This window comes from Streptomyces sp. SJL17-4 (assembly GCF_036826855.1).
GTDB lineage: Bacteria > Actinomycetota > Actinomycetes > Streptomycetales > Streptomycetaceae > Streptomyces.
The window spans coordinates 4,802,153-4,826,298 of sequence record NZ_CP104578.1; the positions used below are offsets into that span (position 1 = coordinate 4,802,153).

At 72.6% G+C, this 24,146-nt stretch carries 20 protein-coding genes; 8 read left to right on the plus strand and 12 right to left on the minus strand.

The genetic code is table 11. The annotated features are described in order from the left end of the window. Positions 1-61: 61 nt before the first annotated feature. Both N5875_RS21635 and N5875_RS21640 read right to left on the minus strand, forming a co-directional pair. A complete protein-coding gene (locus tag N5875_RS21635; RefSeq protein ID WP_338495476.1) occupies positions 62-2,926 on the minus strand; it encodes an NACHT domain-containing protein in 2,865 nt (954 codons plus the stop codon). Then, positions 2,923-3,354, minus strand: coding sequence for a trypco2 family protein (locus N5875_RS21640; RefSeq protein WP_338495478.1), 432 nt, complete (start codon positions 3,352-3,354; stop codon positions 2,923-2,925). The genes N5875_RS21635 and N5875_RS21640 overlap by 4 nt, the downstream gene beginning before the upstream one ends. A gap of 471 nt (positions 3,355-3,825) precedes the next feature. Here N5875_RS21640 and N5875_RS21645 point away from each other — a divergent pair, with 471 nt between their 5' ends. Continuing rightward, positions 3,826-4,566 (plus strand): M23 family metallopeptidase, encoded by a 741-nt coding sequence (locus tag N5875_RS21645; RefSeq protein ID WP_318210658.1) that lies wholly within the window; start codon positions 3,826-3,828, stop codon positions 4,564-4,566. Positions 4,567-4,606: 40 nt separating this feature from the next. Here the strand turns inward: N5875_RS21645 and N5875_RS21650 are convergent, their stop codons facing one another. Continuing rightward, positions 4,607-5,164 carry a helix-turn-helix domain-containing protein gene (locus N5875_RS21650; RefSeq protein WP_318210659.1) on the minus strand — a complete coding sequence of 186 codons (558 nt, stop codon included), beginning with the start codon at positions 5,162-5,164 and terminating at the stop codon, positions 4,607-4,609. Positions 5,165-5,265: 101 nt separating this feature from the next. Between N5875_RS21650 and N5875_RS21655 the strand changes: the two genes are divergently transcribed. Then, the gene (locus N5875_RS21655) at positions 5,266-6,852 is read left to right on the plus strand and encodes an MDR family MFS transporter (RefSeq protein WP_338495480.1); all 1,587 of its coding nucleotides are present in this window, start codon (positions 5,266-5,268) and stop codon (positions 6,850-6,852) included. 85 nt (positions 6,853-6,937) lie between these two features. On the opposite strand, the gene cseC is transcribed toward N5875_RS21655, so the two are convergent. The 6 genes from cseC to N5875_RS21685 form a co-directional block, all read right to left on the minus strand. After that, entirely contained in the window at positions 6,938-8,254 is a 1,317-nt protein-coding gene (gene cseC, locus N5875_RS21660) for a two-component system sensor histidine kinase CseC (protein ID WP_318210661.1), read from the minus strand. Between the two features lie 44 nt (positions 8,255-8,298). After that, positions 8,299-9,003: a two-component system response regulator CseB gene (gene cseB, locus N5875_RS21665; protein ID WP_055599253.1), complete on the minus strand. Its 705-nt coding sequence runs from the start codon at positions 9,001-9,003 to the stop codon at positions 8,299-8,301. 43 nt (positions 9,004-9,046) lie between these two features. Then, on the minus strand, positions 9,047-9,808 hold the full coding sequence (locus N5875_RS21670; protein WP_338495483.1) for a hypothetical protein: 762 nt from the start codon (positions 9,806-9,808) through the stop codon (positions 9,047-9,049). Further along, the gene (locus tag N5875_RS21675; protein ID WP_318210663.1) at positions 9,796-10,368 is read right to left on the minus strand and encodes a SigE family RNA polymerase sigma factor; all 573 of its coding nucleotides are present in this window, start codon (positions 10,366-10,368) and stop codon (positions 9,796-9,798) included. The genes N5875_RS21670 and N5875_RS21675 overlap by 13 nt, the downstream gene beginning before the upstream one ends. A 299-nt stretch (positions 10,369-10,667) precedes the next feature. Then, the gene (locus N5875_RS21680; RefSeq protein ID WP_338499229.1) at positions 10,668-11,609 is read right to left on the minus strand and encodes an A/G-specific adenine glycosylase; all 942 of its coding nucleotides are present in this window, start codon (positions 11,607-11,609) and stop codon (positions 10,668-10,670) included. A gap of 183 nt (positions 11,610-11,792) precedes the next feature. Further along, positions 11,793-12,464: a phosphatase PAP2 family protein gene (locus tag N5875_RS21685; RefSeq protein WP_318210664.1), complete on the minus strand. Its 672-nt coding sequence runs from the start codon at positions 12,462-12,464 to the stop codon at positions 11,793-11,795. 247 nt (positions 12,465-12,711) lie between these two features. On the opposite strand from N5875_RS21685, the gene N5875_RS21690 reads away from it, so the two are divergent. After that, the gene (locus tag N5875_RS21690; RefSeq protein ID WP_338495484.1) at positions 12,712-13,578 is read left to right on the plus strand and encodes a hypothetical protein; all 867 of its coding nucleotides are present in this window, start codon (positions 12,712-12,714) and stop codon (positions 13,576-13,578) included. A gap of 111 nt (positions 13,579-13,689) precedes the next feature. On the opposite strand, the gene disA is transcribed toward N5875_RS21690, so the two are convergent. Both disA and radA read right to left on the minus strand, forming a co-directional pair. Continuing rightward, a complete protein-coding gene (gene disA, locus N5875_RS21695; RefSeq protein ID WP_209495406.1) occupies positions 13,690-14,814 on the minus strand; it encodes a DNA integrity scanning diadenylate cyclase DisA in 1,125 nt (374 codons plus the stop codon). Positions 14,815-15,324: 510 nt separating this feature from the next. Beyond that, positions 15,325-16,728 (minus strand): DNA repair protein RadA, encoded by a 1,404-nt coding sequence (radA, locus tag N5875_RS21700; protein ID WP_318210666.1) that lies wholly within the window; start codon positions 16,726-16,728, stop codon positions 15,325-15,327. Positions 16,729-16,889: 161 nt separating this feature from the next. Between radA and N5875_RS21705 the strand changes: the two genes are divergently transcribed. Continuing rightward, a complete protein-coding gene (locus tag N5875_RS21705; RefSeq protein ID WP_338495486.1) occupies positions 16,890-18,656 on the plus strand; it encodes a hypothetical protein in 1,767 nt (588 codons plus the stop codon). Between the two features lie 68 nt (positions 18,657-18,724). On the opposite strand, the gene N5875_RS21710 is transcribed toward N5875_RS21705, so the two are convergent. After that, positions 18,725-19,510, minus strand: a complete 786-nt coding sequence (locus tag N5875_RS21710; protein WP_318210668.1) for a hypothetical protein — start codon at positions 19,508-19,510, stop codon at positions 18,725-18,727. 83 nt (positions 19,511-19,593) lie between these two features. On the opposite strand from N5875_RS21710, the gene N5875_RS21715 reads away from it, so the two are divergent. From N5875_RS21715 to ilvD, 4 genes are all read left to right on the plus strand, one after another. Then, complete coding sequence (locus tag N5875_RS21715) at positions 19,594-20,526, plus strand: Ppx/GppA phosphatase family protein (protein WP_318210669.1); 933 nt, start codon at positions 19,594-19,596, stop codon at positions 20,524-20,526. A gap of 117 nt (positions 20,527-20,643) precedes the next feature. Further along, positions 20,644-21,480 (plus strand): sugar phosphate isomerase/epimerase, encoded by an 837-nt coding sequence (locus tag N5875_RS21720; protein ID WP_338495489.1) that lies wholly within the window; start codon positions 20,644-20,646, stop codon positions 21,478-21,480. After that, positions 21,477-22,088: a TetR family transcriptional regulator gene (locus N5875_RS21725; RefSeq protein ID WP_318210671.1), complete on the plus strand. Its 612-nt coding sequence runs from the start codon at positions 21,477-21,479 to the stop codon at positions 22,086-22,088. Before N5875_RS21720 ends, N5875_RS21725 begins: the two co-directional genes overlap by 4 nt. Before the next feature lie 160 nt (positions 22,089-22,248). Continuing rightward, the gene (gene ilvD / locus N5875_RS21730) at positions 22,249-24,102 is read left to right on the plus strand and encodes a dihydroxy-acid dehydratase (protein WP_318210672.1); all 1,854 of its coding nucleotides are present in this window, start codon (positions 22,249-22,251) and stop codon (positions 24,100-24,102) included. Positions 24,103-24,146 lie beyond the last annotated feature (44 nt).

The window sequence follows — 24,146 nt, forward strand, 5'->3', positions numbered from 1 at the left end:
GAGCACCAGGGGCGGCCCCGGAACCATCAGGTTCCGGGGCCGCCCCTTTGTTGCGCGTGCCTCAGACGGTACGCGTGCCTCGGACGGTACGGAGGTCGAGGTCGGGCCGGGCCGCCCGCAGGGCCTCGAGGTCGAGCGGACCGAGCGCGATGACCTGAGGCAGGCTGAGGAGCCGCAGTCCGGGCATGGCGGCGAGGGCACGCACGTCGTCGGGGCGAAGGAGCAGATCCTGGAGCTGGATCACCTCAAGGCCCCGCAGCTCGGTGAGCGGGAGCAGATCGGTCACGCGGGGACAGTCCTTGATGGTGAGACTCCGGGGTGTCACGGCGCAGTCCCGGAGCCACTCCACGCCGTCCAGAACGGCGTTGCTGAAGATCTCGACCCGGTCGGGGCGCGTACAGGCGATGGCCCGGGCGAGTTCCTCGCCGGTGAAGTCGCCGAAGAAGCCCACGTGCGCGACGCGGCCGAGCAAGTCCACGTGGGCGAGTTCCGCCCGGGTCGAGACGGGCAGGGGCGTGGTGGCGAAGTCCAGGCGGACCAGGATCTCGCGGGCGTAGGTGGCGAGGGGAAAGGAGCGCCAGTGGAAGGCCAGCCGGTAGGCGAACTGCGAGCTCACGAAACCGCGGGCGTACGGGACGGCTTCCGCACCGCCGACCGCGCAGATCACCTCGATCACGTGCTCGTCGGACCGTCCGTCCGGGTGGGGGCCGGGCAGCAGCGGCAGAACGTACGGGCCGAGCCCGGCCAGCTGCTGCACCTGCTCGGTGGTCCGTGGGGGCAGTACCGAGGCCACGGCATCCCGGATACGGCGATGCAGGGGCTCGGACAGCCACGCCGCATGCTGGGCGCCCAGCGCCGCGAGTACGTACAAGGTGGCCTTCAGGTCCCAGTCCCGCTCGGCCGAGCCCGCCGTGAGCAGACCCTCGACGAGGACGGGCAGCTCGCGGCGTGAGCAGTGGCCGGCCGCGAGCAGGAGGACGTCGTGCCACTGTTCCTCCCCCGCGTGGCGCAGCAGCTCCGGTACGAGGTCGTCCTCCACGAACTCCTTCGCCGCGAGGAAGTCCTGGAACGTGCGGTGCGCGAACTGGAAGACGTCGTCCGTCCGCTCCTGGAGCAGGCCGCTGCGGTTGAGGAGGTGGGTGAGGATCTCTTCGGGCGTCCCCTGTTCCGCGACCCGTGGCATCCCCGGCAGCGTGCGGTTCAGCCGGTGCAGCGCCTGCTCGCGGGTGAACTCCGTCTGGCCGCCCCGGACCAGCCAGGCCGCGAGCCGTTGGAGAAGCTGCCGGTGTTCCTCGACCGACATCCGGATGCCGTCGGGGGCGTCGATCCGGCGCCGGTCGTCACGGGTGCCGAGGAGCATCTGCAGGGCGGAGTCGTACAGCGCCCAGCGGGTCTGCGGCAGGAAGCCCTCCCGTAACCGGTGGAGCGCGCAGATGACCGCGCAGAGGAGCGGGGTACGGGCCAGGTCGGAGAGCGTCGGGTTGTTCAGGAACTGCTGGAGCAGGTCCTGTTCGAGGCTCGTCAGGGCCTCCGGATCGTCGCCGTCGAGGCGGGCGGCCTCGTGCCAGGCGGTGACGAAGGCCTGGATGTCCTGGTCCCGCATGGGCAGGAGCGTCAGCTCCTCGAAGCCCTCGGCGGCCAGCCACTCCGGCTCCACGGCGAGCGGCCGCACGGTCGCCACACAGCGGGTGCGGGGGAAGCGGGCGAGGAGCGCCGAGAGCCAGGCGTGTGCGGCCTCCCGGCTCTCCTGGGGCACCTCGTCGAGGCCGTCGACGAGGAGCAGCGCCCGTCCGCCGGACAGGACCCGGCCGGCCCAGCCGTCGGGCGGGGAGTCGACCATCAGGCCCGCGAGCCCGGGGAGCTCGGCGGGGGAGGGGAAACCGGTGCCGCGCGCCCGGAGGGTCCGGAGCGGGACGACGAAGGGGACGAGGCCGTTCAGCTCGGCGAGCTGGGGGCCGAGGGTGCCGTCGGCGGCGTGGGCGGCGAGCCACCAGACCAGGGTGGTCTTGCCCGCGCCCGCGTCGCCGCGGAGGAGGACGCGGGGGCGGGAGGCGAGGAGTTCGTCGATGCGCTGCGGGACGGGAGCCGTGTCGTGCTCCCGCGCCGCGGCCTCCAGCGAGAGATAGGCGGTGTCCAGGTCCCACTCGGCCGCGCGCCTGCCGAGTTCGTCGAGGCCGAAGACCCGCGTCCTGCGGTATGCGGCGCCGACGGCCTCCCCGTACTCCTGCTCGTAGGGGGAGTCGGTCGAGCTGTGCCGGGTGAGGGCGGTGAGCGAGGGGAAGCCCCGGCCGGTGGCCTGGGTGAACGCGACGAGGAAGTCGGCGTCGGCGGCGATGGCGCGCAGGGGCACGCAGGTGACCCGTCGGTGGCCGCGGCCGCGCGGGATCTCCCGGACGATGCCGAGCAGCCCGTCGCCGGCGACGACGGGCCCGCCCGAAAGACCGGCGAGGGGCGAGCTCCCGTCGGCGGGTTCGGTGGCCGGGGGCGCGTCGAGCTCGACGACCATCGTGCGGCGGACGAGTCCGGCGAGGGGCAGGAGCGTGCCCCGGTACTGATCGCTCTCCAGGCGCCCGTTGCCGTACCGCTGCACGCGCGGGTAGCCGAGGATCTCGCAGTCGGGCAGGGGCCGGTCGGTGGCGAGCAGGCTGATTTTCGCCCGGTACTGGTTGCCGCGGGGCAGGACCAGGCTCTCCGGGGCTTCGAGCAGTGCGGCGTCGAGCCGCTGGTCCGACCAGATCACCTGGCAGAGGACGCGCTCGGCACGGCCGGGCACGGACACCCAGGCCGTGTAGGCGTTCCCCAGCACATGTGCGCAGGTGAGGACGGTGTCGGCGGTGAGCAGGACGCCGCTGCCCTGTTGTCCGTGCTGCTCGGAGTGGACGACGACGGGGAGCCGTACGGAGGGACTCGGTGTCGTGATGGTCAACGCGGGGGCCCACCGGCGGAGCCGGACGCGGATCCGGGGCCGGACACGGAGTCGGAGCCGGACTCGGATCCGGAGCTGCCTCCGAAGGCGGAGCTGTCTCCGAAGGCGGAGGTCTCCCCGAAGGCGGAGGTGTCGCCGGCGTCGTCGTTGCCGACGAGCCAGGGCCCGTTCGTCGTGGCGTTGCGCGGCTTGAGGGTGAAGCAGACGCGGTGGGTGTCGCCCCGCGTGCGGGAGGCGTCGGCGCCGGCCTCGACGACCCAGGCCTTGACCTTGGTCCCGCCCTTCACCTCCTTGCGGAGCTCGATCGTGAACTCCATCTCGATGTCGCCCACCTCGAAGGCGACGGGCTTGCCGGTGGCGCGGCCGGCCGCCTCGACGAGTTGATCGCGTACGGACTCGATGGCGTCGGCGAGCTCGATGTCGGTCATGACGGTGAACGTAGCGGGGGAGGGACCGCGCGGTCAGCTCATATGCGGATTTCCGGCTCTGTCGCGTGACCCAGGTCCCATTGGCGGCCGGTGCCTGGTGACAAGGCGCACAGGCGTTTTGAAGGGTACTAACCGGAATAGTGGCGACCTTTGGTGCTGATTCGGGACGTTCAGGAGTGAACCGCCGGGACTTTGGTCCCGGAGGGTCCCGAACCGGACGCCAGGCGGGGTTTTGCGGGGTTCGGCTCTCCGTGACATGCGGATAAACCGGTTCTCTTGTGCTGGTATGTCCGATTTCGAAGGTGGCCTCCGGGGTCGTCAAGGGGTGAACTTCCCCGGAGATCGCTACGAGCTGATGTCGTAGATGGGGTGTTTTGGGCTGAGTGGGGGTCCGGGTTACCAAGGATGAGCAAGCCCGACGCAGAGCACCGTTCGCGTCGGGTCCCGTACTTCCCCGGAGGTTTCCCCCGTATGTCGAAGCGCATGAACCCCGCCGCCCGTGTCACCGTCGTCGCTCTCGCCGCCGCCGGCCTGGGAGCGACGATGGTGACCGGAGCAGGGTCCGCCTTCGCCGCCGAGGGCAAGGCCGCCGCCGCCCCGGTCGTGGTCACCGCGTCCGCCGCCGTCGCCGCCCAGGCCGACGCCCAGGCGCACGTCGCCGCCCAGGCGAAGGCCGCCGCCGCGAAGGCCGCGGCCGCCAAGCAGGCCGCCGCCGCCAAGGTCACGGCCGCCAAGAAGGCCGCCGCGGTCAAGAAGGCCGTCACCGTGAAGCCGGTCGCCGCCAAGAAGGCCCCGTCCTGGGTCAAGCCGGTCTCCTCGTACACGCTGACCGCCAGCTACAACCAGGGCGGCGCCATGTGGGCCCACAAGCACTCCGGCCAGGACTTCGCCGTTCCGGTCGGCACCCCGGTCAAGGCCGCGGGCTCCGGCACCGTCGTGAAGGCCGGCCCGAACGGCGGCGGCGACGGCCCCGCGTACGGCAACGCGATCGTCGTCAAGCACGCCAACGGCACGTACTCGCAGTACGCGCACCTGTCGAAGATCAAGGTGTACGCCGGTCAGAAGGTCCTCGCCGGCCAGCAGATCGCCCTCTCGGGCAACACCGGCAACTCCTCCGGCCCCCACCTGCACTTCGAGATCCGTACGACCCCGAACTACGGCTCCGCCGTGAACCCGGCCGCCTTCCTGCGGTCCCACGGCGTCTCCATCTGAGCCGTGAGCAGAACCGTGAGCTGAGCCGTACGGACAGACCTCACGAGGCCCGGTGGGCCTGATCGAGCAGATCGAGGGCGACCTCGAGGGTGGCCCTGTGCTTCTCCTCGGGGTCGCCCTCGATGTTCTGCATGAAGAACGTGCCCGCGTGCAGGGTGAAGATCGCGCTGACGCAGCGCACCTGGTCCACCATCGCGAAGTCCGGCTCCTGGATCAGCCCGGTCAGCGTGAGCATCCGCTCCTTGAAGGTGAGGCCGACGCTCAGCTCGCGGACCGTCCCCTGGTTCTCCTGCATGAAGCGGTAGAGCGGGGCCGCCGCGCGCAGCGCCACCTGGTAGCCGCGCAGCACCTCCTGCCGGGTCTCCAGGGTTCGGGGCTGCTCCTGGGCCCAGGCGATCAGCTCGTCCATGGGTCGGGTCAGGTCCTCGAAGATCCCGATGAGGATGTCTTCCTTGGTCTTGAAGTGGTAGTAGAGCGCCGCTTTGGTGACGTCGAGGCGTTCCGCGATCTCGCGCAGGGAGGTCTTCTCGTAGCCCTGCTCCGCGAAGAGATCCAGGGCCACGTCCTGGATGCGCTGGCGGGTGTTGCCTCGGGCCATGAGTGCCCTCCATTTTCCAAAGAACTTACTTGACGACCGGCAAGTTACGGGTCTACCGTCCCCAGTGTAGTAACTAGCCGGGCGGCAAGTAAGGGGATGACGTGGCCACGCAGGCGACAGTGAAACCGGCGGCACAGGGGGAGACGGAACCGCAGCCACGCAGCGTCCGCGTCGTCCTGCTCGCCCTGATGATCGCGATGCTCCTCGCGATGCTGGACAACATGATCATCGGCACCGCGATGCCGACCATCGTCGGCGAGCTCGGCGGCCTGGAGCACCTCTCCTGGGTCGTCACCGCCTACACCCTGGCCACCGCCGCCTCGACCCCCCTCTGGGGCAAGCTCGGCGACATGTTCGGCCGCAAGGGCGTCTTCCTCACCTCGATCGTGATCTTCCTGATCGGATCGGTGCTCAGCGGCATGGCCCAGGACATGGGCCAGCTCATCGGCTTCCGTACGATCCAGGGCCTCGGCGCCGGCGGCCTCATGGTCGGCGTGATGGCGATCATCGGCGACCTCATCCCGCCCCGGGAGCGCGGCAAGTACCAGGGCCTGATGGCCGGCGTGATGGCCCTCGCCATGATCGGCGGACCGCTGGTCGGCGGCACCATCACCGACCACTGGGGCTGGCGCTGGTCCTTCTACATCAACCTGCCGCTCGGCGCCGTCGCCCTCGCCATGGTCACCAGCGTTCTGCACCTGCCGAAGAAGAAGCGCGCCACGGGCACCCGGATCGACTTCCTCGGCGCCGCGCTGCTGACCGTCGGCATCACCGCGATCGTCCTGCTCACCACCTGGGGCGGCACGGAGTACGCCTGGGGCTCGGCCCTCATCGTCGGCCTCGCCGTCGGCGGAGCGCTCTCGCTCGCCGCCTTCCTGTGGGTGGAGACCCGCGCGAGCGACCCGATCGTGCCGCTGCACATCTTCCGCAGCCGCAACTTCACCCTGATGTCCCTGATCGGCTTCATCACCGGCTTCGTGATGTTCGGCGCGGTCCTCTACCTGCCGATCTTCCAGCAGTCCGTCCAGGGCGCCTCGGCGACCAACTCCGGCCTGCTGCTCCTGCCGATGCTGCTGGCGATGATGGTCGTCTCGCTGGTCGTCGGCCGCCTCACCACCAGCACCGGCAAGTACAAGGCGTTCCCGATCGCGGGCGGCGCGCTCATGACGGTCGGCCTCTTCCTGCTCTCCACGATGGACACCGACACCTCGCGGCTGGTCTCCGGCGTCCACATGGCGGTCCTCGGCGCCGGCATGGGCTTCCTGATGCAGATCACCATGTTGGTCGCCCAGAACAGCGTCGAGATGAAGGACATGGGCGTCGCCTCCTCTTCCACCACCCTCTTCCGGACGCTCGGCTCCTCCTTCGGAGTCGCGATCATGGGCGCGCTCTTCACGAGCCGCGTCCAGGACGAGATGGCGTCGCGCGGCGGATCCGGCCTCACCGAGGGGACGGCCCAGCTCGACGCGGCCGGCCTGGCCAAGCTGCCGGACGCGCTCCGCGAGGCCTACCAGCACGCGGTCGCGACGGGTACGCACGGCGCCTTCCTGGTCGCCGCCGCGGTCTCCGTCCTCGGCCTCGCCCTCGCCTTCTTCGTCAAGGAGGTGGCGCTCCGCGGCGCCGGCCCGACGACGGCCCCGAAGGCGCCCGAGGGCGACGCCACGGTGAAGGTCGCCGAGACGGTCTGATCACCTCGCGAGAGGTGCGTGCGTACGGCGGTGGGGCCGGGGCCTGTTCGAGGACCCGGCCCCACCGCCGTACCACCGGCCACGCTCAGTCGGCCGGCCGCAGGATCGGGAAGCTGCCCGTGTTCGTCGGCGCGTGGTCCGGCAGCCACAGCACCGCGATGGCCCCGCCCACCCCGTTCGGCGCCGTCTCGGATGCCACGTTCCGGAAGGTCAGCCGGGCCCCCAGGACCCGCGCCTGGCCGGACGCGATCGTCAGGCCCAGGCCGTGGCCCTGGCCCGCGCGGTCGCTCGTCCCCGTACGGAACCGGCTCGGGCCCTCCTTCAGCAGCGCCTCCGGGAAACCGGGACCGTGGTCGCGGACGCGCACGACCCGGCCCTCGACGGTGACCTCCACCGGCGGTTTGCCGTGTTTGGCGGCGTTGGCGAGGAGATTGCCGAGGACGCGCTCCAGGCGCCGCGGGTCGGTGTTCACCCAGGAGTCGTGGACGACCCGGACGACCACCTCGGGGTCGAGGGCCCGCACCCGCCGCTCCACGAACTCGCCGAGCGCGATCTCCTGGAGCTCCGCCCGCTCCGACGCGCTGTCGAGCCGGGCGACCTCCAGTACGTCCTCGACCAGCGTCCGCATCGCCTGCGCGCGGTCCCGTACGAGCTCGGTCGGACGGCCCGGCGGCAGCAGCTCGGCTGCCGTGAGCAGCCCGGTCACCGGGGTGCGCAGCTCGTGCGCGATGTCCGCGGTGACCCGCCGTTCGGCCTCGATCCGCTCGTTGAGGGCGTCGGTCAGGGCGTCGACCGCCCACGCCAGATCGTCGGTCTCGTCCCGTACGACACCGCCGACGGCCTCCCTGACCCGTACGTCCGTGTTCCCCTGGGCGACCCGGCCGGCCGCGACGGCGGCCTTCCGCAGCCGCCGCGAGAGCTGGCCGCCGATGAGCACGCCGAGGGCGCAGCCGCCGAAGACCACCGAGACCGAGCCGATGACGAGGGCCCGGTCCAGATCGTTCATGATCGTCGCGCTGCGGTCGGCGAAGGGGATGTGCAGCGAGAGCACGTCACCATTGGCGAGCGGCACCGCCGCCCACACGTCGGGCGGCCCGCCGTGCCGGTGCTCCTGCACGTACGTACCGCGCCGCCTGTCCCGCATCAGCTGGTCGAGCTGGCTGGGCAGCGACGGGTCGTTGATCTTCGTGCCGAAGCGCGGTTCCTTGGGCTTCGCCGTCTCGTACATCCGCTGCGCGAAGAGCAGCCGCTCCATCTGCACCTCGCGCGCGTTGTCGAGCATCGAGATGCGCGCGGCGTTGTGCACGACCACGCTCAGGGTGACCGCGATCAGCGCGCCGACCGCCGCGATGGCGACGGCGATCTTCCAGCGGACGCCGGTACGGAGGGGGAACGGCCTCACCGGTACGTGCCCGTCTCGGGGGGTGTCGTGTGGATCATGCCGCCCTAGCTCTTGAGCTTGTAGCCGAAGCCGCGGACCGTCTCGATCCTGTCCTGGCCGATCTTGGCGCGCAGCCGCTGGACGTGGACGTCCACGACCCGGGTGTCGCCGCCCCAGCCGTAGTCCCAGACCCGCTCCAGGAGCTTGTCCCGGGACAGCACGGTGCCCGGCGCCGACGAGAACTCCAGGAGCAGCCGCATCTCGGTCGGCGTCAGCGCGACCGGCGTCCCGCCCTTGCGGACCTCCATGCCGTCGGTGTCGACCTCCAGATCGCCGAAGGCGAGGAGCCCGCCGCCGTCCGGCCCCTCCTCCCCGCGCTCACCGGCGCCGGGACCGCCCGCGTGCCCGAAGCGACGGAGGACGGCGCGGATCCGGGCCATGAGCACGGAGCCGTCGAAGGGCTTGGTGACGTAGTCGTCGGCCCCGGCCTCCAGACCGAGGACGACGTCGATCGAGTCGGCGCGCGCCGACAGCATGATCACCGGCACGGTCGACTCGTCGCGGATCCGGCGGCAGAGGCTGACCCCGTCCATGCCCGGCAGCATCACGTCGAGCAGGGCGATGTCCGGCCGCTGCGCCCGGAAGGCGTCCAGGCCGGAGAGCCCGTCGGGCATGGCCGTGACCCGGAAGCCGTCCCGCTCGAGGGCGAGCTGGGTGGCTTCACGGATGACGTCGTCGTCCTCGACGAACAGAACATGGGTCTCGGCCATCGTGCGTGTCCTTCGGATCTCTCTGCGGGTGGGGGTGTACGGCTCAGCCGACGGGGAGCTCGCTCGGCGCGGGCTCGGTGACCTCGCCGTCGCCGACGGCCCGGCTGTAGTCGTTGTGCACCCAGTCGTGCTGGGTGAACCTGTTCCCCGCCCAGCGGTACGTGATCACGTCCTCGCCCGAGGGGTACGCGACCGGGTCGCCCTTCGCGTAGACCTGCTTGGTGACGACGAGCTCGCCCCGGTCGATCGTGGCGTAGACGGCGGCGTCCTCCGCCATGAACACGTTCTCGTACGTGTCGCTCTGCTTCCGGTACACATACGTGCCGATGCCGACGGCGTCACCGCAGGTCATCACGTTGACGACGACGTCGGGCGAGGGCGCGTCCGTGAGGTTTCCGTACGAGGCGTCCACCGGGTACGCGTCCGCGACGCAGGGTTTCAGATCGGCCTTGAACCGCTCCCCGATCTTCGGGTCGGCCTTCAGCAGCTCGATCGGATCCACCCGCTCGGCGGACCGCTGCCCGCCGTCGGCCGGAGGCGAGGGGGTGGGCGCCGCCGCGGCCACGTCCTTGGTGGCGGCCGCGCCCTCGTCCCGGGAGCCGGTGCCGCCGGTGGAGCAGGCGGCCATGGACAGCCCGACGGCGACGAGCCCGGCCGCCGCCGTGATGCTCGCCGCCTTGGCGGTACGGGCGTGGCGGCGCCGCCCGGTTCCGTACCGGTCGTCGCCGCCGGGGCCGCCACCGCTGTCGATGTCGCCTTCGCCGTCGTGTCTTCTGCCGTCGGCTTCGCCGTCTAGGCCGCGCACCGCTCCCGCCCCCGTTCGTCGCCTCGTACGCTCGTCCGCTCTCCGGTCCGCCCCAGGGCGCGGGCGTCGAGATCACGGCTCTCCAGCTCCTGGCGGAGCCGGGCGAGCGCCCGGTGGAGCGTCGACTTCACCGTACCGGTCGACATGCCGAGCGCCGCCGCCGTCTCCTCGGTGCTCATCTGTTCCCAGTGCCGCAGGACGACGACGCTGCGCTGCTTCGGCGCGAGGACCTTCAGGATGTCCATGAGGAGGGCCCGGTCGGCGTGCTGCTCGGTCGGGTCTTCGACGCGGGCATCGGGCAGCTGCTCGGTGGGCACCTCTTCGAGCTTGCGGGAGCGCCACCACTCGGTCCGGGTGTTGATCATGACCCGGCGGAGGTAGGCGTCGGCCAGGGACTTGTCGGCGATGCCGTCCCAGCGGCCGTACGTACGGGCGAGAGCCGTCTGCAGGAGGTCCTGGGCGTCGACGGGGTCGGCGACGAGACGACGTGCACTGCGCAGCAGCGCGTCCTGCCGCGTGCGTACGTACTCCTCGAAATCGAGCACCTCGCCATGCCTCATCCGAACCGCCTCCGAACCCCGTGACCTGCTTCGTTCCTCGTGTCGTCGATGACGCTACGGAGCGGTTGTCACGGGGCTGTGCGGGGCAGCCGTCGGTGGACGCACGGCTACCCATCGGTTGTGTAACAGCGAGGTGGGGGCGAGTGGGCAGCGCCCGGCGCGGGCCAGGGACGGCAGGTCGTGCCGTCCCTGGCCCCGGGCGGCAGGTCGTGCCGATGTCCCGGGCCAGGGGCAGCAGGTCGTGCCCGTGGCCGTCGGCTCGGGCCAAGGGCCGCCGCCGATAGTGCCCGCGGCCGGCGTCAGGCCAGCGGCAGCCGGTAGCGCCCGTCGTCCAGCGGTTCGACCAGGCCGTCGGCGACCAGGCCGTCCAGGGCCCTGGCCCGCTGCACCGGCTCGTCCCAGACCTTGTCCAGGGCCGCCTGCGCCACCGGGTCGGTCGACTCCCGCAGCACCGCGAGGAGCCGGCCCCGGACCTGCCGGTCGGTCCCCGCGTACGTCTGCCCGCGCCGCGGCGGGCCGTCGTGCGCGGGCTTCCCCGAGAGCCGCCAGGCGCACTGCCCGGAGATCGGGCAGCGCCCGCAGTCCTCGTTCTTCGCCGTGCAGACGAGCGCGCCCAGTTCCATCGAGGCGGCGGCCCAGCGGGAGGCCGTCGCCTCGTCCGCCGGCAGCAGCGCGCGGGCGAGCCGGCGTTCCGCGGCCGTCGTCGCGTTCGGCGGGTACTGGACGCCCGTCGCCGCCCGTGCGAAGACCCGGCGCACATTGGTGTCCAGGACGGCGTGCCGCTGCCCGTACGCGAAGGAGGCCACCGCGGCCGCCGTGTACTCGCCGATGCCGGGCAGTGCGAGCAGCTGCCCGTGATCGCTGGGTACGTCGCCGCCGTGCCGTTCCTTTATGGCCACGGCCGCCGCGTGCAGCCGCAGGGCCCGGCGCGGGTAGCCGAGCCGGCCCCAGGCGCGGACCGCCTCGCCGGGGGCGTCGGCGGCCAGATCGGCCGGGCGCGGCCAGCGCGCGAGCCACTGCTCGTACACCGGGAGGACCCGGACGACGGGCGTCTGCTGGAGCATGAACTCGCTGACCATCACGCCCCACGCGCCGGCCTCGGGGTGGCGCCAGGGCAGGTCGCGGGCGTGCCGGTCGAACCAGGCGAGGACGGGCCCGTGCAGCTCGGCGGGGGGCGTCGGGAGGCTGGGGACCTCGCAGGCCGCGGAGGCCGCGGAGGCCACGGAGTCCGCGGAGGGCATGGAGGCGGCGGAGGCGATGGAGTCCGCGGAGGGCCTGGAGGCCGCGGAGGCCGCGAGGGCCTCGGCGTCCTCGAAGGCCCCGCGGGCTCCGGCGGCGGCGGGGGTGGCAGGGGCGGCGGCAGGCGTGAGGGGAGCGTCGATGGAAGTCATGGCACCACCGATCCTGGCACGTCCCCGACGCGATCAGTACGCGCCGTGGCGGGCGCGCGGGAGGTCCTCGGCGCGCGCGGGGGCGTGAGCCCGGGGCCCGCGCCCCGCGCACCACACCACGACCGAGCTCCTGCTCGACCGGGCCGTCTCCACCAGAGCGCCCACCGGCCGGACCGCCGCCCGCATCACGAGGAAGGCGACCAGGCCGCCGAGGAACAGACCGACGGTCACGTCGTGCGGGTAGTGGACGCCGACGAAGACCCGGGAGAACGCCATGAGCAGCGCCATCGGCACGGTCAGCCAGACGATTCCGCGCCAGGACAGGGCGAGCGCGATCGCGGCCGCTCCGGCGATGGCCGAGTGGTTGCTTGGGAAGGACCAGTCGCCGTACGGCGGGCAGGTGACGAGCGGGTCGGGCGCCCCGAGGACGGCACGGCACGGACGGTCCTCGTCGACCAGCGACTTCAGCGATTCGCTCACCACGTACCCGAAGGCCGTGGCGAGCGGGGCGAGCAGCGCGAGCGCCATCGCCCGGCTCGAACCTTCGCGGGAGCGCCACCAGCCGGCCAGGAACAGCGCGCCGAACAACAGCAGTCCGGCCTCGGTCCAGACCTCGGCGAGCCACTGGAACCAGTGGGGGGTCGCATGGGCGAAGTCGGCGACATCGAGATAGAGCCGGTCGGAGAGGTCGAGGAGGGTGTTCATGGTGAATGACGCTAACCGGAATCCGGAGTCCGCCGCCCCGGGCCAACGGCCAGAACGACCCCCGACGAAAGTGGGGGTGCTCGCGATTCGGTCCGGTTCCCGCCGGTTTCGGGCGGGGTTGCGCGGTCGCCGGAGCGCGGTTCCGGGAAAGTTCCCGGAACCGATGGATGTGATCATCGGCAAAACTTGATGCCTCGGGCGGCGGGTGGGGCGGGAGTTGGCCCGGATCTCTCGTAAGGTTCGGGTCGTGGGATCTTTGCGCAATCCGGTCGGGCCGCTTCCCTCCACCATCTACTGGCGACGGAGGGCGGTGGCGGCGTGCCTGGTGGCGCTTCTCGCACTCCTCGCCGTATGGGCCGTCACCTCCGCTGACGGGGGCGGGAGGAAGACGAACGACGGGGCCAACGGCTCCTCTCCCACCCCTCCCTCCATCACCCCGGGCCCCTCCGGCACCGGGGAGGCGATCAGCCAACAGCCGGGCGGACGCGACGAGTCGGGCGACTCCGGCGACTCCGGCGACACCACGACCGGCGGCGACGGCGGCGGCTCGGGCGACTCCGGTACGGATCCGGGGTCGGGCGCCGACGCCGGTACGGACGCGGGCACGGCCGCCGGAACCGACGGCGGCGGCAAGAACGGTGACACCGACGGCGCGGGCGGCGACGGAGGCGCGGGCACCGGTGCGGGACAGCAGGTCCCGGTCGATTCCCCGCTCCCGAACTGTCCTGCCGGAGCGCTGCAGTTGACGCTCCGCAGCGCCAAGGTCAGCTATGAGGCAGGGGAGAAGCCCCGCTTCCACCTCGTCGCCAAGAACACCTCGAAGACCCACTGCAAGGCCGACTTCGGGCCCCGCACGGCGGTTCTGACGATCAGCGACAACCAGGACGACGAGGTCTGGTCCTCCGCGGACTGCCCGCGCCCCGGAAACCCGATCGTGCTGAGCGTCCCCGCGGGCGCCACCGTCACCCACACCGTGGAGTGGGACCGCGGGCGCAGCGCCCCGCAGTGCGCCACCGCCCCGGCGGGCCAGGCCGCCCCCGGCACCTACCTCGTGGAGGCGACGATGCCGGGCACGAAGGTGCTCCCGGCCTCGTTCACGCTCGCCAAGGACTGAGCCGCACGACTGAGCCGCACGACTGAGCCCCGTCCGGGGAGCGGGTTCCGGCGGTACGGCCCCGGGACCCGCGTACGTCCGGCGGTACGGCCCCGGGACCAGCGGTACGTCCTAGACGTACCGCTCCAGGATCGAGGACTCCGCCAGCCGGGACAGGCCCTCGCGCACGCTGCGGGCGCGGGCCTCGCCGACGCCGTCCACGGTCTGGAGGTCGTCCACACTGGCGGCGAGCAGCTTCTGCAGCCCGCCGAAGTGCTCCACGAGCCGCTCGATGATCGCGCCCGGCAGCCGCGGCACCTTGGCGAGGAGCCGGTAGCCGCGCGGCGAGACTGCGGAGTCGAGGGTCTCGGGCGAACCGCTGTAGCCCAGCGCCCGTGCCACGACCGGCAGTTCGAGCAGCTCGGTGTGGGTCAGCGCGTCCAGCTCGGTGAGCGCCTCCGCGACCGTCCGCGAGCGCTTGGCGGTCGGTTCCGGCACGTAGTCCCGGACGACCAGCTCCCGCTCCGGCTCCACGCCCGCGATCAACTCGTCCAGCTGGAGCGAGAGGAGCCGACCGTCCGTGCCGAGCTCGACCACGTACTCGGCGATCTCGGTGGCGATCCGGCGGACCATCTCGAGCCGCTGGGCGACGGCGGTGACGTCCCGGACCGTGACCAGGTCCTCGATCTCCAGCGCGGAGAGCGTGCCGGCCACCTCGTCGAGCCGGAGCTTGTACCGCTCCAGGGTCGCGAGCGCCTGGTTGGCGCGGGACAGGATCGCCGCCGACTCCTCCAGGACCCGGCGCTCACCGTCCACGTACAGCGCGATCAGCCGCATCGACTGGGAGACGGAGACGACCGGGAAGTTGCACTGCTTGGAGACCCGGTCCGCCGTGCGGTGCCGGGTGCCGGTCTCCTCGGTGGGGATGGAGGCGTCCGGAACCAGCTGCACGCCCGCGCGGTGGATCTTGGTGATGTCCTTGTCGAGGACGAGCGCGCCGTCGAGTTTGCACAGCTCACGCAGGCGTGTGGCGGCGAACTCGACGTCCAGCACGAAACCGCCGGTGCACATCGAATCGACCGTCTTGTCGAGGCCGAGCACGATGAGACCGCCCGTGTTGCCGCGGAGGATCCGCTCCAGGCCGTCACGCAGCGCGGTGCCCGGCGCGACGGCGCTCAGGGCGGCGCGCATCAGCGCTTCGTTGCCGGAGCCCGCGCCGGACTTTCCAGGAGCTGCTGCCCCGTCCTTGGCTGCCACTGCTCTCCTCCGGCTCGTACGGATGGGCGAGACCAGGGCAAAGTCTAGCGACACCACCCCGCCGCCCTCCGCCCCCGACCGATCACGGTGGTCCGAAAGGGGTCCCCGCCCCGACGCGGATCCAACCCTCCGCGCCTTTGCGAAGCGTACGGAGCGAACCGTCCGCACGGTGTGAACATTCGGAGTCGACCGTCCGAGCCCTTCCGGCCCGGACCCATCGGAGCCGGGTCGAGCGGCCCGCCCAAGCCTCCCCACGACCGGATCACGCCGCCCCGCACACCCTTCCGACGCGGACCGCCACCCCGCCCGACGAGGGCTGCTCCGCCCTGCCCCGGGGTGTGCTGGGGCCCGGCGTGGACCGGCCGGCCTCGCCCCGGCGGGGCCGGGGCCCGGCGTGCGCGGTCCGCCACCGCGCCCCGGCGTGGGCCGGTCGCCCCCTGCCCGCGCGGGCAGGGGCCACGCCCCGCGCGGGCAGGGGCCACGCCCCGCGCGGGCAGGGGCCACGCCCCGCTACTTCTCCGCCCCCTCCGGCGCCTTCGCGCGTCGGCTGCGCGGAAGCACCCGCAGCGCGTCGCCCATGTCCGCGACCTCCGTCACCTTCATGCCGGGCGGCACCCTGCCCGGGTCCGAGGGGACCAGCGCGTGCGTGAAGCCCAGCCGGTGCGCCTCGGCGAGCCGGCGCTGGACGCCCGTCACCCGCCGGACCTCGCCCGCGAGCCCGACCTCGCCGATCGCCACCAGGTTCTTCGGCAGCGGGGTGTCGCTCGCCGCGGAGGCGAGCGCGAGCGCGATCGCCAGGTCGGCGGCGGGCTCGGTGAGCTTCACGCCGCCCACGGTCGCGCTGTAGATGTCCCGCTTGCCCAGCGCGCTGATCCGGCCGCGCTGCTCCAGGACCGCCAGCATCATCGAGACCCGGGAGGTCTCAAGACCCGACACGGTCCGGCGCGGGGACGGGATCTGGCTGTCCACGGTCAGCGACTGGACCTCGGCGACCAGCGGGCGGCGGCCCTCCAGGGTGACCGTCAGACAGGTGCCCGGCACGGCCACGTCACGCCGGGTCAGGAAGAGCCCGGAGGGGTCGGCCAGACCCGTGATGCCCTCGTCGTGCAGTTCGAAGCAGCCGACCTCGTCGGTCGCCCCGTACCGGTTCTTCACGCCCCGGACCAGCCGCAGGCGCGCGTGCCGGTCGCCCTCGAAGCTCAGCACGACGTCGACCAGGTGCTCCAGGAGCCGGGGGCCGGCGATCGCCCCGTCCTTGGTGACATGGCCGACGAGGAGCGTGGACATGCCGCGCTCCTTGGAGGCCCGGATGAGCGCGCCGGCGACCTCGCGGACCTGGGCCATGCCGCCGGGCGCGCCGTCGATCTCGGGGGAGGCGACGGTCTGCACCGAGTCCATGATCAGCAGCGCGGGCTTCACGGCATCGAGGTGCCCGAGGACGGCCGACAGGTCGGTCTCGGCGGCGAGGTACAGATGGTCGCTGAGGGCGTTGATCCGGTCGGCGCGCAGCCGGACCTGGCTCGCGGACTCCTCGCCGGTGACGTAGAGCGTGCGGTGCTCGTCGCTGGCCGCCTTGGCCGCCACGTCGAGCAGGAGCGTGGACTTGCCGACGCCCGGCTCGCCCGCGAGCAGCACGACGGCACCGGGCACCAGACCCCCGCCGAGGACCCGGTCCAGCTCGTCGACGCCGGTCGAGCGGGCGGTCGCCTGGCGGCCGTCGACCTGCCCGATGGGGACCGCGGCGGTGGAGACCCGGCCCGCCGCGGTCGTCCGGACGGCGGGCGCGCCGTACTCCTCGACCGTCCCCCAGGCCTGGCACTCGGGGCAGCGGCCGAGCCACTTGGCCGTCTGCCAGCCGCACTCGGTGCAGCGGTAGGACGGCCGGTCCTTGGTCGATTTCGTACGGGCAGCCATGCGGCCCACCGTAGCGGCCCCCACCGACAGCGGACGCCGAGTCTCCCCAGGCCCCCGGAATGTTGGATTCCTGTCCCCTTTCGAGCGATACCTTCACCCGTAAGAATGAGAAGAACGCAACCGGTACGAAAAGCGCCCCCTCTGCTGCCTACGGTCGACCGGTGACGAGCAGCAGGCTGGATTCCCCCGCACGCACCACCGGCGCACACCGGGCGCACCGCGCCACGGACCAGGGACCGCGCACGCTCGGCCGGAGGCCCCCCGCCCGTTACGAGGCCGCCCTCGACGGGCTCTTCACGTACTGCCTCTCCGTGCTGTGCGACCACGACACGGCCACCGCCGTCCTCGGCGACGTCCTCGCCGTCGCGGAGCGCCACCACGGCCGCTGCCCCTCGGACGAGGACGGCCGTACGGCCTGGCTGTACGCCCTCGCCCGCTGGGCCTGTCTGCGCAGCCTCGGCGAGCAGCGGCGCCGCCGCCAGGGCGCCCACACGGGGCGTCCCGCCGTCACCGCCCCCGAGCCGCCCCGGGTCCCCGAGGAGACCGCCGAGCGGCGCCGCGGCGAACTCGCCCGGCTCGCCTGGCCCGAGGCCGCCGGCACCACCCCCGAGCAGCGCGAGGCCCTGGAGCTGGCCGTACGGCACGGTCTCAGCCACCGTCAGGTCGCCGCCGTGCTCTCCCTCGACCCGCTCGCCGCCCGCGAGCTCCTCGCCACCGCCGGCTGCGAGGTCGAGCGCACCCGCGCCGCCCTCGCCGTCGTCGAGACCGGCAGCTGCCCCACCGTCGCCCGGCTCACCGGCGACCACCAGGTGCTGCTCTCGGCCACCCTCCGCGCCGAGCTCGTCCGGCACGTCGACGACTGCCCCCGCTGCCGGAAGGCCGCCGAGCGCGTCGGCGCCGCCGGTCCCTGGCCCGGCGCCGGATCGCTGCCGCAGGCGCGACTGCCGCTCGTCGAGGCGCCCCGGGCCGCCGCGTACATGGCGATGCTGCACGTCCCCCGCGCGCGTGCCGGTGCCCCGCGCTTCTCGCCGACCGGTTTCCCCATGGACCCGAAGGACCATGTGGCCCGCCGCGACCGGCTGCGGGCCCGCGCGGTGACGACCACCGTCGTCGCCGCCGTGGTCGCCGCGCCCGTCCTCGCCCTGTGGACCTCCTACCGGGGCACCCCGGTCGCCGACACGAGCGCCCGCGACGGCTCCCGGATCAGCGCGCGCGAGGCGGACGAACCGACCGGCCCCGACGGACGCCCGTACGACCGCTACGAGAACGCGGGCAACGCCCGCACCACCCCCGAAGCCCGCTTCACCCAAGGCAGCCGCGCCCCCGACGTCTCCGTCGAGGTACTCAGCCCCGGCGGCCCCACCGGCCCCGCGGGCCCCGCCGCACCGGGCGAGCCCGCCGCCGGCTGGATCACGGTCGACGCGCGCGGCCACGGGGACCTGACGCTGCTCACGCTCACCGCCTCCGGGGGTTCCCCCGTCGACTGGTCGCTGTGGACGGACGCGCCCTGGCTGTACGTGAGCCGGGCCTCCGGAACCCTCCGGCCGGGCGAGAAGATCACCGTCACCGTCCGCGTCGACCACGGCCGCGAACCGCAGGGCGCGTGGAGCGCCCGGATCGGGGTGAACCCCTCCGGCGCGGTGGTCAGGATCGACGGACGCGGACAGACCGCGCCGCCGCCGGTCGTCGTCGATCCGGTGACACCCCCGCCGACGACCACCGAGCCGACCACCCCGCCGCCGACGACGGAGGAACCGCCCCCGACGACCGAGCCGACCGACCCGCCCACGAGCCCGCCGACCACGGAGCCGACCACGCCGCCGCCGACGACGGAGGAACCGCCTCCGACCACGACGGACCCGGGCCCGACGGACCCGACGACGCCGCCCCCGACGACGGACGAACCCCCTCCGCCGTCGTCCTCCTGAGCCCGGCCAGGCCCTGAGCCCGGCCCGACGCCAGCCCTTCGGCCCGGCGAAGCCCTTCGGCCCCGGCGCTAGCGCTTCGGGTCGGCCGGGTGCGGGGCCACCAGCGGCAGCTGCGAGGAGAGCCGCGCCTCGCACAGCCCGGCCAGGACCTCGTACGCCTCCTCGCCCATCATCTCGGTGAGCTCGGGCCGGTACGTGACGTAGACCGGCTCCCCGGCCCCGTGCGCCGACGTCGCCGACGTGCACCACCAGTGCAGGTCGTGACCGCCCGGACCCCAGCCCCGCCGGTCGTACTCACCGATCGACACCTGGAGCACCTTCGTGTCGTCGGGCCGCTCGATCCAGTCGTACGTGCGCCGCACCGGCAGCTGCCAGCAGACGTCCGGCTTGGTCTCCAGCGGCTCCTTGCCCTCCTTCAGGGCCAGGATGTGCAGGGAGCAGCCCGCGCCGCCCGCGAACCCCGGACGGTTCTGGAAGATGCAGGAACCCTCCCAGCGGCGGGTCTGCCGGTCGCCGTCCTCATCGAGCTGGGTCCAGCCCGATTCCGTACCGACGTCGTGGAACTGCCACAGCTCCGGCGTGAGGCGTGCCACGTGCGTCGCGACCCGCTTCTCGTCGTCCTCGTCGGAGAAGTGCGCGCCCAGCGTGCAGCAGCCGTCGTCGGCCCGGCCCGCCTGGATCCCCTGGCAGCCGCTGCCGAAGATGCACGACCAGCGCGAGGTCAGCCAGGTCAGGTCGCAGCGGAAGACCTGCTCCTCGTCGGCGGGGTCGGGAAACTCGACCCACGCGCGCGCGAAGTCGAGGCCCTTCTCGTCCGGCTCCACGGCCTTGCCCCGCTTCTTGGCGCTCTTCACGGCAATGTCTTTGCCCGGTTTCGCCTTTTTCGTCTTTGGCACAGGTCCAAGCGTATGCGGGTCCGCGCAGTAGCGTTCCGCCCATGAGACTCGGAGTCCTCGACGTCGGTTCGAACACAGTGCACTTCCTGGTGGTGGACGCCCACCCCGGCGCCCGGCCGCTGCCCGCCCATTCCCACAAGGCGGAGCTCCGGCTCGCCGAACTTCTCGACGAACGGGGCGCGATCGCGCCCTTCGGCGTCGAGCGGCTCATCGCGACCGTCCGGGACGCGCTGCTCGCAGCCGAGGACAAGGGCTGCGAGGAGGTGCTCCCGTTCGCGACCTCCGCGATCCGTGAGGCGAGCAACGCGGACGACGTCCTCGCGCGCGTGAAGGACGAGACGGGCGTCGAACTCCAGGTCCTCACCGGCGAGGAGGAGGCCCGGCTCACCTTCCTCGCGGCCCGCCGCTGGTTCGGCTGGTCCGCGGGCAAGCTGCTCCTCCTCGACATCGGCGGCGGCTCCCTCGAAGTCGCGTACGGCATCGACGAGGACCCCGACACGGCGGTCTCCCTGCCGCTCGGCGCGGGCCGGCTGACCGCCGGCTGGCTGCCGGGCGACCCGGCCGACGCCGCCGACGTGAAGGCGCTCCGCCGCCATGTGCGCGCGCAGATCGCCCGCACGGTCCACGATTTCAGCCGCTCCGGCCGCCCCGACCACGTCGTGGCCACCTCCAAGACCTTCAAGCAGCTGGCGAGGATCGCGGGCGCCCCCGGCTCGGGCGAGGGCCTCTACGTCGAGCGGGTCCTGACCCGCGCGTCCCTGGAGGAGTGGGTCCCGCGCCTCGCCGGCATGACCGTTCCCGAGCGCGCCGCGCTGCCCGGCGTATCGGAGGGCCGCGCCGGACAGCTCCTCGCGGGCGCGATGGTCGCGGAGGGCGCGATGGACCTCCTGGGCGTGGAGGAGCTGGAGATCTGTCCCTGGGCCCTGCGCGAGGGCGTCATCCTGCGCCGCCTGGACCACCTGCCGGAGGAGTAGGGCGTACGGGAGATCCGGCCCCCGCGCGCGTGGGGCGTCGGCCACGGCGTGACCGGAAGGCCATGGCGTGACCGGAACCACCCCCCGGCCCCCCGGCGGGCCCCGTACCCTGTCTCCGTGGCAGAACCAGCGGTGCGCATCCCGGATGCGAAGGTCGCCCTGTCGACGGCCTCGGTCTATCCGGAGTCGACGGCGACGGCCTTCGAGATCGCCGCGCGCCTCGGTTACGACGGTGTCGAGGTCATGGTGTGGACCGATCCGGTCAGCCAGGACGTCGAGGCGCTGCGCCGCCTCTCCGACTACCACCAGGTGCCGATCCTGGCCGTGCACGCCCCCTGCCTCCTGATCACCCAGCGCGTCTGGTCCACCGACCCCTGGGTCAAGCTCCAGCGCGCCCAGGCCGCGGCCGAGCGCCTCGGCGCGTCGACGGTCGTCGTGCACCCGCCGTTCCGCTGGCAGCGCCAGTACGCCAAGGACTTCGTCACCGGCATCTGGCGGATGGCGGACGAGACCGACGTCCGGTTCGCCGTCGAGAACATGTACCCGTGGCGGTACAAGGACCGCGAGATGCTCGCGTACGCCCCCGAGTGGGACGTCACCAAGGACGACTACCGGCACTTCACCGTCGACCTCTCGCACACCGCGACCGCCCGCACGGACGCCCTCGCGATGATCGACCGCATGGGCGACCGGCTCGGACACGTCCACCTCGCCGACGGCAAGGGCTCCGCCAAGGACGAGCACCTGGTCCCCGGGCGCGGCACACAGCCCTGCGCCGAGCTCCTGGAGCGCCTCGCGCGCACCGGCTTCGACGGTCATGTCGTCATCGAGGTCAACACCCGCCGCGCGATGTCAGCCGCCGAACGCGAGGCCGACCTCGCCGAGGCCCTGGCCTTCACCCGGCTCCACCTCGCCTCCGCGGCCACCCGCCCCTCCCGGGTCCCGCGCCCGTGACCGACCCGGCCCCCCGCAGGCGCGGCCGCCCGTCCCGTACCGAGGACGAGAGCGGACCGGGCGCGCGGGAAAGGATCCTGGAGGCGGCCCGCGCCCAGTTCGCGGAGCGCGGCTACGACAAGACCTCGGTACGCGGCATCGCCAAGGCGGCCGGCGTCGACGCGGCCCTCGTCCACCACTACTTCGGCACGAAGGACGAGGTCTTCGCCGCGGCGATCGAGGTCTCCTTCGAGCCCGCCACGGTCGTCCCGGCGATCGTCGGCGGCCCGCGCGAGACCATCGGAGAGCGGCTCGCCCGGTTCTTCATCGGCGTCTGGGAGAACCCGGTCAGCCGCGCCCCCCTCCTCGCGATCGTCCGCTCCGCGCTCACCCACGAGGCGGCCGCCAAGGTGCTCAGGACCTTCGTGCTGCGGCGGCTCCTGGAGCGGATCGCGGACGAGCTCGACGTACCGGATCCCAAGTTCCGCGCGGAGCTGGCCGCCTCCCACATGATCGGGATCGCGATCCTGCGGTACGTGATCCAGGTCGAGCCGATGGCCTCGGTGGACCCGGAGGAGATCGTGGCCATGGTGGCCCCGACCCTCCAGCGCTATCTGACCGAGGCCTGAGCCCCACCGGGCGGCAGCCGACCGAAAGAGGCCTGAGCCCACCGGGCGGCAGCTGACCGAAAGCTGAACAGCCCGTCCGCCATGCGGACGCGCTGTCCAGATCTTGGTCCGTCGGCGTACGCTCGAATGCAAGCACCCCCATCACGAGGAGCGAGCGACGATGCCCGAGCTGAGGTCCCGCACAGTCACCCACGGCCGCAACATGGCGGGCGCACGCGCCCTTATGCGCGCCTCCGGTGTACCCGGCGCGGACATCGGCCGGAAGCCGATCATCGCGGTCGCCAACTCCTTCACGGAGTTCGTCCCGGGCCACACCCACCTGCAGCCCGTCGGCCGGATCGTCTCCGAGGCCATCACGGCCGCCGGTGCCATCCCGCGCGAGTTCAACACGATCGCCGTCGACGACGGCATCGCGATGGGCCACGGCGGCATGCTCTACTCCCTGCCCTCCCGCGACCTGATCGCGGACAGCGTGGAGTACATGGTCGAGGCGCACTGCGCCGACGCCCTGATCTGCATCTCCAACTGCGACAAGATCACCCCCGGCATGCTGATGGCCGCGCTGCGCCTCAACATCCCGACGGTCTTCGTCTCCGGCGGCCCGATGGAGGCCGGACGCGCGACCCTGGTCGACGGCACGGTCCGCACGCTCGACCTGGTCGACGCCATGTCCGACGCCGTGAACCCGAAGATCTCGGACGAGGACATGCTCCGGATCGAGGAGAACGCCTGTCCGACCTGCGGCTCCTGTTCCGGCATGTTCACCGCCAACTCCATGAACTGCCTGACCGAGGCCATCGGCCTCTCCCTCCCGGGCAACGGCTCGCTGCTCGCCACGCACACGGCCCGCAAGGACCTGTACGAGAACGCGGCCCGCACGGTCGTCGAGATCACCCGGCGCTACTACGACGAGGACGACGCCTCCGTCCTGCCGCGCTCGATCGCGACCCGCGCGGCCTTCGAGAACGCCATGGCCCTCGACATCGCCATGGGCGGCTCGACCAACACGATCCTGCACCTGCTCGCCGCCGCCCAGGAGGCCGAGCTCGACTACGGCCTGCCGGACATGGACGAGGTCTCGCGCCGGGTGCCCTGCCTGGCCAAGGTCGCCCCGAACGTCGCCAAGGACCGTACGTACTACATGGAGGACGTGCACCGGGCGGGCGGCATCCCGGCCATCCTCGGCGAGCTCTACCGCGCCGGCCTCCTCAACGAGGACGTCCACTCCGTCCACTCCCGCTCCATCAAGGAGTGGCTGGGCGCCTGGGACGTGCGCGGCGGCTCCCCGACCGACGAGTCCGTCGAGATGTGGCACGCGGCCCCCGGCTGTGTCCGCTCGGCGACCGCCTTCTCGCAGTCCGAGCGCTGGGAGGCGCTCGACGTGGACGCGGCCGGCGGCTGCATCCGCGACGCGGCCCACGCGTACTCCAAGGACGGCGGCCTCGCCGTCCTGCACGGCAACCTCGCCGCCGACGGCTGCGTCGTGAAGACGGCCGGCGTCGACGAGTCGATCTGGACCTTCGAGGGCCCGGCCGTGGTCTGCGAGTCGCAGGACGAGGCCGTCGAGAAGATCCTCAACAAGCAGGTCACGGACGGCGACGTGGTCGTCATCCGCTACGAGGGCCCGCGCGGCGGCCCCGGCATGCAGGAGATGCTCTACCCGACCTCCTTCCTCAAGGGCCGGGGCCTGGGCAAGACCTGCGCGCTGGTCACGGACGGACGCTTCTCGGGCGGCACGTCGGGCCTGTCCATCGGCCACGCGTCGCCGGAGGCGGCCTCGGGCGGCACGATCGCCCTCGTCGAGGACGGCGACCGGATCCGTATCGACATCCCGAACCGTTCCATCGAGCTCCTCGTCGACGAGGCCACCCTGGCCGCCCGTCGTGCGGCGCTGAACGGCGTGTACGAGCCGAAGAACCGGCAGCGCAAGGTGTCGGCCGCCCTGCGCGCGTACGCGGCGATGGCGACGAGCGCCGACAAGGGCGCGGTCCGCGACGTGTCGAAGCTGGGCTGAGCCCGGCGCGGTAGGCACTGGAACGGCGGGGAGCGGGCGGAGAC